Below are 11,643 nucleotides of genomic sequence, written 5' to 3'. Positions count from 1 at the left end.
CCGCAGCGGCTCCAGACCGGCCCGCAGCCCCGCCCCCACCCGGGACACCTGGACGGCCCAGTCACCGGCCCGCAGCAGCTCCAGGGAGGCGTTGGCGACCGCGCAGGCGAGCGGGTTTCCCATGAAGGTGGGTCCGTGGGCCAACACGCCGGCCGCGGAGATGCCCCGGGCGATCTCCGGCGTGCAGAGCACCGCGGCCAGGGTCAGGTAGCCGCCGGTGAGCGCCTTGCCCACGCAGAGCACGTCCGGGCTCACCCCGGCGTGTTCCGCAGCGAACATCGCGCCGGTGCGACCGAAGCCGGTAGCGATCTCGTCGAAGACCAGCAGCACCCCGTGAGCGCTGGTCACCTCGCGCAGCGCCCGCAGGTAGCCCGGATGGTGGAAGCGCATCCCGCCCGCGCCCTGCACCACCGGCTCGACGATCACCGCGGCCAACTCGTGGGCGTGCCGTCGCACCGCGTCGGTCAACGCCGCCAGGTACGCCGGGTCGGGCCCGTCGTCGAAACCGCCGGGCGGGGCCGGGGCGAAGACCTGCCGGGGCAGCACGTCGCCCCAGAGGTGGTGCATGCCCCCCACCGGGTCGCAGACACTCATGGGGTGGAACGTGTCGCCGTGGTACCCGCCCCGCCAGGTGCCCAGTCGGCGGCGCTCCGGTCGACCGGTGGCCCGCTGGTACTGCAGGCACATCTTGACCGCCACCTCGACGCCGACCGACCCGCTGTCGGCCAGGAAGACGTGCTCCAGGTCGCCCGGGGCCAGCTCGACGAGAGCACGCGCCAGCCGGACGGCGGGCTCGTGGGTGAGCCCGCCGAACATCACGTGGCTCATCCGGCCGAGCTGGTCCACCACGGCCGCGTCGAGCACCGGATGCCGGTAGCCGTGGATCGCCGCCCACCAGGACGACATTCCGTCGACCAGTTCCCGGCCGTCGGCCAGCCGCAGGCGTACGCCCTGCGCGCTGCGCACCACGTACGGCGGCGCGGCTGGCGGCAGCGCCGCGTACGGGTGCCAGACGTGCGCCCGGTCGGCGGCCAGGATCTCCTCGGGCGTCACGCGTACTCCTTCGCACCCTCGACGGCCGCCGGCCGGAGCCGCCGCCTCACCCGACCGTGGCGCCGGCAGCGGCCGACGCGCGCGCCGCGGCCCTGACCAGTGCCGGACCCCGGTAGATGAAGCCGGTGTAGAGCTGCACCAGGTCGGCGCCGGCGTCGAACATCCGGGCCGCGTCGTCCGGGTCGAGGATGCCGCCCACCCCGATGACCGGCAGCCGCCCGCCGGTCTCGGCGTGCACGAAGGCGACCACCTTCCGGGCCCGGCCGGTCAGCGGCCGGCCGGAGAGCCCGCCGGTCTCGGTGCCGCGTTCCCGGTCGGCGGGGGCGAGGCCGTCGCGGGACAGCGTGGTGTTGGTGGCGATCACCCCGGCAGCGCCCCGGGCCAGGCAGACCTCCAGCAGCTCGGCGATGGCCGGCTCGGTGAGATCCGGGGCGATCTTCACCAGCACCGGCTTCTCCCCCACCAGGGCGGCCAGCAGGGCGTCGAGGTGGGCCTTGTCCTGAAGGCTGCGCAGGCCGGGGGTGTTCGGCGAGGAGACGTTGACCGCGAAGTAGTCGCCGTGCGCGCGCAGCGCCCGGTACGAGGTGAGGTAGTCCTCGACCGCCTCCTCCAGCGGGGTCACCTTGGACTTGCCCAGCGAGATGCCCAGCGGCACCCCGAGCGGGCGGGGCAGCGCCGCCAGGCGGTCCGCCAGGGCCTGGGCGCCGGCGTTGTTGAAGCCCATCCGGTTGATCACGGCCTCGCTGTCGCGCAGCCTGAACAGCCGGGGCCGGGGGTTGCCCGGCTGGTTGTGCGCGGTGACCGTGCCGACCTCGACGAACCCGAAGCCGAGCGCCGGCCAGGCCGGCAGCGCGACGCCGTTCTTGTCCATCCCGGCGGCCAACCCGACCGGGTTCGGGAAGTCCACCCCGAACACGGTCCGCGGCGCCCGCGCGAGGTAGCGGGCCCGCAGCGCGGCGAGCGCGGCCGGCCGCCGGGACAGCCCGGCCAGCCGCCGCAGTGTCCACTCGTGCGCCGCCTCGGCGTCGCCGCCCCCGATCCGGAACAACAGGGGCCGAAGTGTCCGCGCGAACATCACTCGCCGGCTCGCAGGGCGGCGTGCAGCTCCTGTAGCGGGCGGACCTGCATGTCGCCGCGGATGCGCGCCTCGATGCCCATCACCGCCGCCGCGGCGCCGGGAACCGTGGTGATGCAGGGGATGTCCGCCGTCACCGCCGCGCTGCGGATCTCGTACCCGTCGGACCGGGCGCTCGCGCCGGAACCCTGCGGGGTGTTCACCACCAGCGCCACGGCCCCGCCGATGATCATCGACACCGCGTCGTCACCCTCGCCGGACTCGTAGTGCTTGCGGATCTGCTCGCAGGCGACGCCGTGCCGGCGCAGCACCTCCGCCGTGCCGGTGGTGGCCACGATCTCGAAACCCAGGTCGGCCAGGCGCTTGATCGGGAAGATCATCCCGCGCTTGTCCCGGTTGGCCACCGAGACGAAGATCCGGCCGGCGGTGGGCAGCGACCCGTAGGCGGCGGCCTGCGACTTGGCGAAGGCGTGCCCGAAGCCGGTGTCGATACCCATCACCTCACCGGTGGACTTCATCTCCGGACCGAGCAGCGAGTCCACGCCCTTGCCCGACGGGGTGCGGAACCGCTTGAACGGCAGCACCGCCTCCTTCACCGCGATCGGGGCGTCGACCGGCATGGCGCCGCCGTCCCCGGTGGGCGGAAGCATCCCCTCGGCCCGCAGCTCGGCGACGGTGGCGCCGAGCGCGATCCGGGCCGCCGCCTTGGCCAGCGGCACCGCCGTGGCCTTGGAGACGAACGGGACGGTACGGGAGGCGCGTGGGTTGGCCTCCAGCACGTACAGCATGTCGTCCTTGAGGGCGTACTGGACGTTGAGCAGACCCCGCACGCCGACCCCGCGGGCGATCGCCTCGGTGTAGCGGCGCACCTGCGCCAGGTGCGAGCCGGCCAGGGTGATCGGCGGCAGCACGCAGGAGGAGTCCCCGGAGTGGATGCCGGCCTCCTCGATGTGCTCCATCACGCCGCCCAGGTAGACCTCGCCGTCGGCGTCGCAGAGCGCGTCCACGTCGATCTCGATGGCGTCGTCGAGGAACCGGTCGACCAGCACCGGGTGGTCCGGGGAGATGTCGGTGGCCCGGCCGATGTAGTCGCGCAGCGTGGCATCGTCGTAGACGATCTCCATGCCCCGCCCGCCGAGCACGTACGACGGCCGCACCAGCACCGGGTACCCGATCTCGTCGGCGATCGCCTTCGCCTCGTCGTACGAGGTGGCCGTGCCGTGCGCCGGGGCGCGCAGCCCGGCCCGGGCCAGCACCGCGCCGAACGCGCCCCGCTCCTCGGCCAGGTGGATCGACTCCGGGGAGGTGCCGACCACCGGCACGCCGGCGTCCTTGAGCCGCTGTGCCAGGCCCAACGGGGTCTGCCCGCCCAACTGGACGATCACCCCCACCACGCCCGGCCCGCCGGCCGCCTTCCCGGAGGAGTCCTCGGCGTGCCAGACCTCCAGCACGTCCTCGAAGGTGAGCGGCTCGAAGTAGAGCCGGTCGGCGGTGTCGTAGTCGGTCGAGACCGTCTCCGGATTGCAGTTGACCATCACGGTCTCGAAGCCGGCACCGTCGACGCCGGACGCGGCGACTCCACCGGTGGGCGCGGCACGCAGCGCCTGGACCGCGTGCACGCAGGAGTAGTCGAACTCGATGCCCTGGCCGATCCGGTTCGGCCCGGACCCCAGGATGATCACCTTCGGCCGGGCCGAGGGCGCCACCTCGGTCTCCGAGTCGTACGTCGAGTAGTGGTACGGAGTGGTCGCCTCGAACTCGGCGGCGCAGGTGTCCACCGTCTTGTAGACCGGACGCACGCCCAGGCGGTGCCGCAGGCTGCGCACCCCGTCCTCGGCGGCCAACTCCGGGCGGAGCGCGGCGAGCTGCCGGTCGGACAGACCGGCCCGCTTGGCCCGACGCAGCAGGTCGGCGTCGAGCACCGGGGCGTCCACGATCTCCGCACGCAGCTCGACCAGCGCGGCGATCTGGTCCAGGAACCACGGGTCCATCCCGCCGGAAGCCTCGGCCACCTCGGCGACGGAGGCACCCAGGCGCAGCGCGCGCTCGACGGTGTAGAGCCGCCCGTCGTGCGGCACCCGCAGCGCGGCGAGGGTGGTCTCCTTCGTCACGCCGGCCGGGTCGACGCCCGTCGCGGCAGCGACGACCGAATCCGGCACGGTCCAGAATCCCGCCGCCTTCGTCTCCATCGAACGCATCGCCTTGTTGAGCGCCTCGGTGAAGTTGCGCCCGAGGCTCATCGCCTCGCCGACCGACTTCATCGTGGTGGTCAGCTCCGGGTCCGCTCCGGGGAACTTCTCGAACGCGAACCGCGGAATCTTCACCACCACGTAGTCCAGTGTCGGCTCGAACGCCGCCGGGGTCTTGCGGGTGATGTCGTTCGGGATCTCGTCCAGGGTGTAGCCGATGGCCAGCTTCGCGGCGATCTTGGCGATCGGGAAGCCGGTGGCCTTCGAGGCCAGCGCCGAGGAGCGGGACACCCGCGGGTTCATCTCGATCACGACGATCCGGCCGTCGTCCGGGTTGACCGCGAACTGGATGTTGCAGCCGCCGGTGTCCACCCCGACCTCGCGCAGCACCGCGATGCCCAGATCCCGCAGGCGCTGGTACTCCCGGTCGGTCAGCGTCATGGCCGGGGCCACGGTGACGCTGTCGCCGGTGTGCACGCCCATCGGGTCGACGTTCTCGATCGAGCAGACCACCACCACGTTGTCGTGGCGGTCGCGCATCAGTTCGAGCTCGTACTCCTTCCAGCCGAGCACGCTCTCCTCGATGAGCACCTCGTGCACGGGGCTGGCCGCCAGGCCGGCGCCGGCGATCCGCGCCAGGTCCTCGTCGGTGTGCGCCATCCCGGAGCCGAGGCCGCCCATGGTGAACGACGGCCGGATGACCACCGGCAGGCCCAGCTCGGCCACGGTGGCCTCGACCTCGGCCATCGAGTGGCAGACCCGGGAGCGGGGCACGAGCGCGGTCGGGTCCTCGACGCCGATGCGGGCGCCGGCCTTGGCGACGATGTCCTTGAACAGCTGCCGATCCTCGCCGCGGTGGATCGCCTCGATGTTCGCGCCGATCAGCTCCACGCCGTACTTGTCGAGCACGCCCGCCTCGTGCAGGGCGACCGCCGTGTTCAGCGCCGTCTGCCCGCCCAGGGTGGGCAGCAGGGCGTCGGGGCGTTCCCGGGCGATGACCAGCTCGACGAACTCGCGGGTGATCGGCTCGACGTAGGTGGCGTCGGCGAACTCCGGGTCGGTCATGATGGTGGCCGGGTTGGAGTTGACCAGGCTGACCCGGATCCCCTCGCTGCGCAACACCCGGCATGCCTGGGTGCCGGAGTAGTCGAACTCGCAGGCCTGGCCGATGACGATCGGCCCGGAGCCGATCACCAGAATGTGTTTGAGGTCGGTGCGCTTAGGCATTCTTTCCGCCTTCGATGAGCTCGGCGAAGCGGTCGAAGAGGTAGTCCGCGTCGTGCGGGCCGGCCGCCGCCTCCGGGTGGTACTGGACGGTGAAGGCGGGCACGTCCCTGGCCCGCAGCCCCTCGACCACGTTGTCATTGAGGCAGACGTGCGAGACCTGGACGCCGCCGAACTCGGTCTCGATCACCTGGTCGGGCACCACCGCCCCGGCCTGCGCGCCCGGCACCTGCACGGCGAAGCCGTGGTTGTGGCTGGTCACCTCGACCTTGCCGGTGGCCCGGTCGAGCACCGGCTGGTTGATGCCCCGGTGGCCGTAGCCGAGCTTGTAGGTGCCGAAGCCGAGCGCCCGGCCGAGGATCTGACTGCCGAAACAGATGCCGAACAGCGGGACACGCCGGCCCAGCACCTGCCGGGCCAACGCGACCGGGCCGTCGGCGGTGGCCGGGTCGCCCGGACCGGGCGAGAAGAAGACCGCGTCGGCGCCCGTGGCGAGCAGGTCGTCGATGCTGGAGCCGGCCGGCAGCACGTGGGTGGTGACCCCGCGCGCGGCGAGCCGGCGCGGCACGTTGCGCTTGATGCCCAGGTCCAGGGCGGCGACGGTGAACCGGTGCGCGCCCTGCGCCGGCACCACGTACGGCTCGGCGGTGGTCACCTCGGCGGAGAGGTCCGCGCCGACCATCTGCGGCGACTGGCGGACCCGGGCCAGCAAAGCCCGCGGGTCGTCGTCGACGCTGGAGATGCCGACCCGCATCGCGCCCCGCTCGCGCAGGTGCCGGGTGAGCGCCCGGGTGTCCACGCCGCTGATGCCGACGACACCCTCGGCGGCGAGCCGGTCCTCCAGCCCGCCGGTGGCCCGCCAGTTGGAACGGATCCGGGCCGGGTCGCGCACCACGTACCCGGCGACCCAGATCCGGGACGACTCGTCGTCCTCGGTGTTGACGCCGGTGTTGCCGATGTGCGGCGCGGTCTGCACCACCACCTGACGGTGGTACGACGGGTCGGTCAGGGTCTCCTGGTAGCCGGTCATACCCGTGTTGAAGACCGCCTCGCCGAAGGTCTCGCCGGCGCTGCCGTACGCCTCGCCGTGGAACGTGCGCCCGTCCTCCAGCACGAGAATCGCGGTTCTACGCTTCGTCATGCTGCGCCTCCTTCGATCCGGACTGCGGGGCTCCGCTCCGCTGCACTCCTCGCTCGGATCATGTCTCCTTCGATCCGGACTGCGGGGCTCCGCTCCGCTGCACTCCTCGCTCGGATCACTTGACTGCCTTTCCGTCCAGGACCGTCGGCTCGCCACGCAGGAAGGTCGCCACGATGCGACCCGGCAGCGTCATGCGGGCGTACGGGGTGTTGCGACTGCGGCTGGCCAACTCCGCCGGCTCGACGACCCGGCGGGCGGCCGGGTCGACCAGGGTCAGGTTGGCCGGAACGCCGGGCGCCGGGTCGAGGCCGTGCCCGTCGAGCCCGGCGATCCGGGCCGGGGTGCGGGACATCCGCTCGGCGATCAGGTCCCACTCGGGGCCGAGCACGTCGAGGGCGATGGAGAGCGCGGTCTCCAGGCCGAGCATGCCCGGCCTCGCGTACGCCCACTCGCACTCCTTGTCCTCCACCGCGTGCGGGGCGTGGTCGGTGGCGACCACGTCGATGACACCCTCGGCCAGCGCGGCGCGCAGGGCGGCGACGTCGGTGGCGGTACGCAACGGCGGGTTGACCTTGTAGACCGGGTCGTAGGCTGCCACCGGGCTCCAGTTGTTCGCGAGGGCGGGGCTCGCAAGCTCACTCCTCCCACTCACGACCTCGTCGGTGAGCAGCAGGTGGTGCGGGGTGACCTCGGCGGTGACCCGGACCCCGCGAGCCTTGGCCTGGCGCAGCACCTCGACGCTGCCGGCGGTGGACACGTGGCAGACGTGCAGCCGGCTGCCCACGTGCTCGGCGAGCAGCACGTCCCGGGCGATGATCGCCTCCTCGGCGACCGCCGGCCAGCCGGTCAGGCCGAGCCGGGTGGAAACCTCGCCCTCGTGCATCTGCGCGCCCTCGGTGAGCCGGGGCTCCTCGGCGTGCTGGGCGATGATCCCGTCGAACGCCTTGACGTACTCCAGCGCCCGGCGCATCAACCGGGGGTCGGCCACGCAGTGCCCGTCGTCGGAGAAGATCCGCACCTGCGCGGCGGAGTCCGCCATCGCGCCCAGCTCGGCCAGCCGCTCGCCGGCCAGGCCGACGGTGACCGCCCCGATCGGCTGCACGTCGACCAGCCCGGCCTCCCGGCCGAGCCGCCACACCTGCTCGACCACCCCGGCGGTGTCGGCGACCGGGGAGGTGTTCGCCATCGCGCAGACGGCGGTGTAACCGCCGAGCGCCGCCGCGCGGGAGCCCGACTCGACGGTCTCGGCGTCCTCCCGGCCCGGCTCGCGCAGGTGGGTGTGCAGGTCGACCAGGCCGGGCAGGGCGACCAGCCCGGTCGCGTCGAGCACGGTGGCGTCCGGTGCGGTGAGGCCGCTGCCGGTCTGCGCGACGACGCCGTCGCGGACCAGCAGGTCGGTCGGCGCGGCGCCGACTACACTCACGCCCTTGATCAGGTACGAGGTCACAGGTTGTTCCCTCCGAGCAGCAGGTAGAGGACGGCCATCCGCACGGAGACCCCGTTGGCGACCTGTTCGACGATGGTGGAGCGGGGTGAGTCGGCGACCTCGGGCGTGATCTCCATGCCCCGGTTCATCGGGCCCGGGTGCATGACGATCGCGTGGTCCGGCAGCCGGCGCATCCGCGGGCCGTCCAGTCCGTAGCGGCGGGCGTACTCGCGGGCGGAGGGGAAGTAGGAGTCGTTCATCCGTTCCCGCTGCACCCGCAGCATCATCACCACGTCCGCGTTCGGCAGCACCGCGTCGAGGTCGTAGGAGACCAGGGTGCCGGGGGCGAGCGCGGCCGCGATGTCGACCGGGATGAGGGTCGGCGGGCCGACCAGGGTGACCTTGGCGCCGAGGGTGGACAGCAGCAGCACGTTGGAGCGGGCCACCCGGGAGTGCAGCACGTCCCCGACGATGGCGACGTGCAGGCCGGCGAGCCGGCCCAGCCGGGACCGCATCGTGTACGCGTCGAGCAGCGCCTGGGTGGGATGCTCGTGGGTGCCGTCACCGGCGTTGACCACCGAACCGTCCACCCAGTCGGCCAGCCGGTGCGGGGCGCCGGAGGCGGGGTGCCGGACGACCACCGCGTCGGCTCCCATCGCCTGGAGGGTGAGCGCGGTGTCCTTCAGGCTCTCGCCCTTGGTCACGCTGGAGCCCTTGGCGGAGAAGTTGATGACGTCGGCGCTGAGCCGCTTGGCCGCCGCCTCGAAGGAGATCCGGGTGCGGGTGGAGTCCTCGTAGAAGAGGTTCACCACGGTCCGGCCGCGCAGGGCGGGGAGCTTCTTGACCTCGCGGCCGGCGACGGTGGCCATCTCGGCGGCGGTGTCGAGGATCTGGGTGGCGGTGGCCAGGTCCGGGTCGGCCCCGGAGAGCAGGTGGCGGATCACCGGACCTGCCTCTCGTTCGCGACTGCGGGGCTCCGCTGCGCTGCACTCCTCGCGCTCACAGGGCGGCACCCCCAAACAGCCTGACCTCGTCGACGCCGTCGGTCTCCACGAGGGTGACCTTCACGCTCTCGGCGAGCGAGGTCGGGATGTTCTTGCCGACGTAGTCGGCGCGGATCGGCAGCTGGCGGTGACCGCGGTCGACCAGGACGGCGAGCTGCACGGAGGCGGGGCGGCCGACGTCGCCCAGCGCGTCGAGCGCGGCCCGGACGGTACGGCCGGAGAAGAGCACGTCGTCGACGAGGACGACCCGCTTGCCGTCGATGCCGCCCGGCGGGAGCTGGGTCGGGCCGACCGCGCGGGTGGCGTGCCGGCGCAGGTCGTCGCGGTAGAGTGTGATGTCGAGCACGCCGACCGGCACGGCCACGTCCTCGAAGGTGCTGATCCGGGCGGCGAGCCGCCGGGCGAGCGGGGTGCCCCGGGTGGGGATGCCGAGCAGGACGGTGCCGGCGGCGCCCTGGGTCTTCTCCAGGATCTGGTGAGCGATCCGGTCGACGACGCGCTGGACGTCGGCGGTGGTGAGGATCACCTTCACCGAGGGTTGTCGGGACGCTGGGGACTGGGCAGCCGGTGGGCAGGCCACGGCGGACCTCCTTCCCCGCCTCACGGGACGGGTCGTTAAAGGACGTCTGGCACCTCCGCCCGGCTCGGGTGAGCTGGGCCGGGGTCTCACGCCACGTTACCAGCGGTCACGGCGGGGGCCGCCGGGCACCCACTGATCCCCGGATCAGGACGGCCAAATGCGGATAACTCCCCCCGCCCTCGCCAACGGGAAGGTCACGAACACTTGACCACATGTCGCAATCCCCGTACCGTCACGCTCCGTAGCGATAGCTGGGAGAACCCCGTAGCAGCACTGGGAGTGTCCGAATGCCCTCTGAATACGCCAAGTCGCTGGGCGCCCGCCTGCGCTCCATCCGCCAGCAGCAGGGCCTGTCCCTGCAAGGGGTGGAGGAGAAGTCGAACGGGCGGTGGAAGGCCGTGGTGGTCGGCTCGTACGAGCGCGGCGACCGCGCCGTCACCGTCTCCCGCCTGGCCGAGCTGGCTGACTTCTACCGCGTTCCCGTCTCGGAGCTGCTGCCCGACGGCAGCGGGGTCCGCCACGAACCCACCAGCAAGATCGTCCTGGACCTGGAGCGACTCTACGACGAGGCCTCCGAGGACCTCGCCTACGTCGCCCGGTACGCCCGCGCGATCCAGCAGCAGCGCGGTGACTACAACGGCCGGGTGCTCTCCATCCGCGCCGACGACCTGCGGGCCCTCGCCATCGTCTACGACGCCTCGCCGTCGGGCCTGATCGAGCGGCTCACCGAGCACGGTGTGCTGGTCGCCGACCCCCGGGCGTTCTTCGCGTCCTGAGCTGTCGCACCGTCGAGGGCCCGTGCCGTCCGGCACGGGCCCTCCGCGTCGCCTCCGCCTGCCGGGCCCCGGGTCAGGCCGACTCGTCGCCCCCGGCTGGGCCGCCGATCGTCGCGGGACCGGTCAGCGGGTCGCGTACTCGGCGATCCGGCCCAGCACCCCGTTGAGGAAGCGCGGCGAGTCGTCGGTCGACATCTGCCGGGCCAGCTCGACCGCCTCGCTGATCGCCACCGCGTCGTCGATCTCGTCGACGTACAGCAGCTCGTAGACGGCGATCCGGGCCAGGTTGCGGTCGACCGCCGGCATCCGGTCCAGCGTCCAGCCCTCGGCGTAGCTGGCGATCACCTCGTCGATCCGGTCGAGGTGCGCGGCCACCCCCTCGATTAGGCCGACCGCGTAGCCCAGGTGCTCCGGCCGCGGCTTCTCGATCCGCTCCACGTACCCGGCGAGCACCTCGACCGGGGGCCGATCCCGCAGGTCGGCCTCGAAGAGCACGTCCAGCGCCCGCTTACGCGCCTTGCGGCGCGACGGCATCTGCTGCTTGGGGCCCTCGGCCATCAGGCCCGGCCGAGGTAGCGGCCGTCGCGGGTGTCGACCTTGATCTTCTCGCCGGTGGTGATGAAGAGCGGCACCTGCACCGACGCGCCGGTCTCGACCGTTGCCGGCTTGTTGCCACCGGTCGACCGGTCGCCCTGCAGGCCCGGCTCGGTGTAGGTGACCTCCAGCACAACGGAGGTGGGCAGCTCGATGTAGAGCGGCACGCCCTCGTGGGTGGCGACGGTGGCCTCCGCCTCCGGAAGGAGGTAGTTGGCCGCCTCGCCGACGGTGCCGCCGGGGACGGTGATCTGGTCGAACGTCTCCAGATCCATGAAGACGTAGTCCTCGCCGTCGGCGTAGAGGTACTGCATGGTGCGCTTGTCGACGGTCGCGGTCTCGACCTTGGTGCCCGCGTTGAAGGTCTTGTCGACCACCTTGCCGGAGAGCACGTTCTTCAGGGTGGTCCGCACGAAGGCGCCACCCTTACCGGGCTTGACGTGCTGGAACTCCACGACGGACCAGAGCTCCCCGTCGAGGTTGAGTACCAGGCCGTTCTTCAGGTCGTTGGTGGTGGCCATTTCCTGCCTTGATCATCAATTGGCGGACAGACCTGGAGAGTCTACTAGCTGCGTCTAACC

General features: G+C 72.3%; 10 protein-coding genes. 1 reads left to right on the top strand and 9 read right to left on the bottom strand.

Features of this window, described 5'->3' with window-relative positions; all coding sequences use genetic code 11:
• The 7 genes from E1193_RS24600 to pyrR form a co-directional block, all read right to left on the bottom strand.
• Positions 1 to 1,053, bottom strand: a 1,053-nt coding sequence (locus E1193_RS24600; protein ID WP_132185556.1) for an adenosylmethionine--8-amino-7-oxononanoate transaminase, incomplete at its 3' end; no start/stop codon positions are given.
• Between the two features lie 46 nt (positions 1,054 to 1,099).
• A complete protein-coding gene (locus tag E1193_RS24595; protein WP_132185555.1) occupies positions 1,100 to 2,131 on the bottom strand; it encodes a quinone-dependent dihydroorotate dehydrogenase in 1,032 nt (343 codons plus the stop codon).
• On the bottom strand, positions 2,128 to 5,544 hold the full coding sequence (gene carB / locus E1193_RS24590) for a carbamoyl-phosphate synthase large subunit (RefSeq protein ID WP_132185554.1): 3,417 nt from the start codon (positions 5,542 to 5,544) through the stop codon (positions 2,128 to 2,130). The genes E1193_RS24595 and carB overlap by 4 nt, the downstream gene beginning before the upstream one ends.
• Entirely contained in the window at positions 5,537 to 6,682 is a 1,146-nt protein-coding gene (gene carA, locus E1193_RS24585) for a glutamine-hydrolyzing carbamoyl-phosphate synthase small subunit (protein ID WP_132185553.1), read from the bottom strand. The genes carB and carA overlap by 8 nt, the downstream gene beginning before the upstream one ends.
• A 115-nt stretch (positions 6,683 to 6,797) precedes the next feature.
• Entirely contained in the window at positions 6,798 to 8,129 is a 1,332-nt protein-coding gene (locus E1193_RS24580) for a dihydroorotase (protein WP_132185552.1), read from the bottom strand.
• Positions 8,126 to 9,052, bottom strand: a complete 927-nt coding sequence (locus E1193_RS24575) for an aspartate carbamoyltransferase catalytic subunit (protein ID WP_132185551.1) — start codon at positions 9,050 to 9,052, stop codon at positions 8,126 to 8,128. The genes E1193_RS24580 and E1193_RS24575 overlap by 4 nt, the downstream gene beginning before the upstream one ends.
• A gap of 55 nt (positions 9,053 to 9,107) precedes the next feature.
• Positions 9,108 to 9,692: a bifunctional pyr operon transcriptional regulator/uracil phosphoribosyltransferase PyrR gene (pyrR, locus tag E1193_RS24570; protein ID WP_132185550.1), complete on the bottom strand. Its 585-nt coding sequence runs from the start codon at positions 9,690 to 9,692 to the stop codon at positions 9,108 to 9,110.
• A 287-nt stretch (positions 9,693 to 9,979) separates the two neighbouring features.
• Between pyrR and E1193_RS24565 the strand changes: the two genes are divergently transcribed.
• Positions 9,980 to 10,468: a helix-turn-helix domain-containing protein gene (locus E1193_RS24565; RefSeq protein ID WP_013285505.1), complete on the top strand. Its 489-nt coding sequence runs from the start codon at positions 9,980 to 9,982 to the stop codon at positions 10,466 to 10,468.
• Between the two features lie 123 nt (positions 10,469 to 10,591).
• On the opposite strand, the gene nusB is transcribed toward E1193_RS24565, so the two are convergent.
• Complete coding sequence (gene nusB / locus E1193_RS24560; protein ID WP_207922848.1) at positions 10,592 to 11,002, bottom strand: transcription antitermination factor NusB; 411 nt, start codon at positions 11,000 to 11,002, stop codon at positions 10,592 to 10,594.
• Between the two features lie 23 nt (positions 11,003 to 11,025).
• On the bottom strand, positions 11,026 to 11,583 hold the full coding sequence (gene efp / locus E1193_RS24555) for an elongation factor P (protein ID WP_132185548.1): 558 nt from the start codon (positions 11,581 to 11,583) through the stop codon (positions 11,026 to 11,028).
• Positions 11,584 to 11,643: the final 60 nt, after the last annotated feature.

Source organism: Micromonospora sp. KC606 (assembly GCF_004348675.1).
In the GTDB taxonomy this organism is placed as follows: domain Bacteria; phylum Actinomycetota; class Actinomycetes; order Mycobacteriales; family Micromonosporaceae; genus Micromonospora.
This window is presented reverse-complemented; position numbering and strand designations above follow the sequence as displayed.

What these genes read in the sequence shown, in the direction of transcription:
- carB (WP_132185554.1), bottom strand. Translation starts at nt 5,544, where the DNA reads ATGCCTAAGCGCACCGACCTCAAACACATTCTGGTGATCGGCTCCGGG.
- nusB (WP_207922848.1), bottom strand. Translation starts at nt 11,002, where the DNA reads ATGCCGTCGCGCCGCAAGGCGCGTAAGCGGGCGCTGGACGTGCTCTTC.
- efp (WP_132185548.1), bottom strand. Translation starts at nt 11,583, where the DNA reads ATGGCCACCACCAACGACCTGAAGAACGGCCTGGTACTCAACCTCGAC.
- E1193_RS24565 (WP_013285505.1), top strand. Translation starts at nt 9,980, where the DNA reads ATGCCCTCTGAATACGCCAAGTCGCTGGGCGCCCGCCTGCGCTCCATC.
- carA (WP_132185553.1), bottom strand. Translation starts at nt 6,682, where the DNA reads ATGACGAAGCGTAGAACCGCGATTCTCGTGCTGGAGGACGGGCGCACG.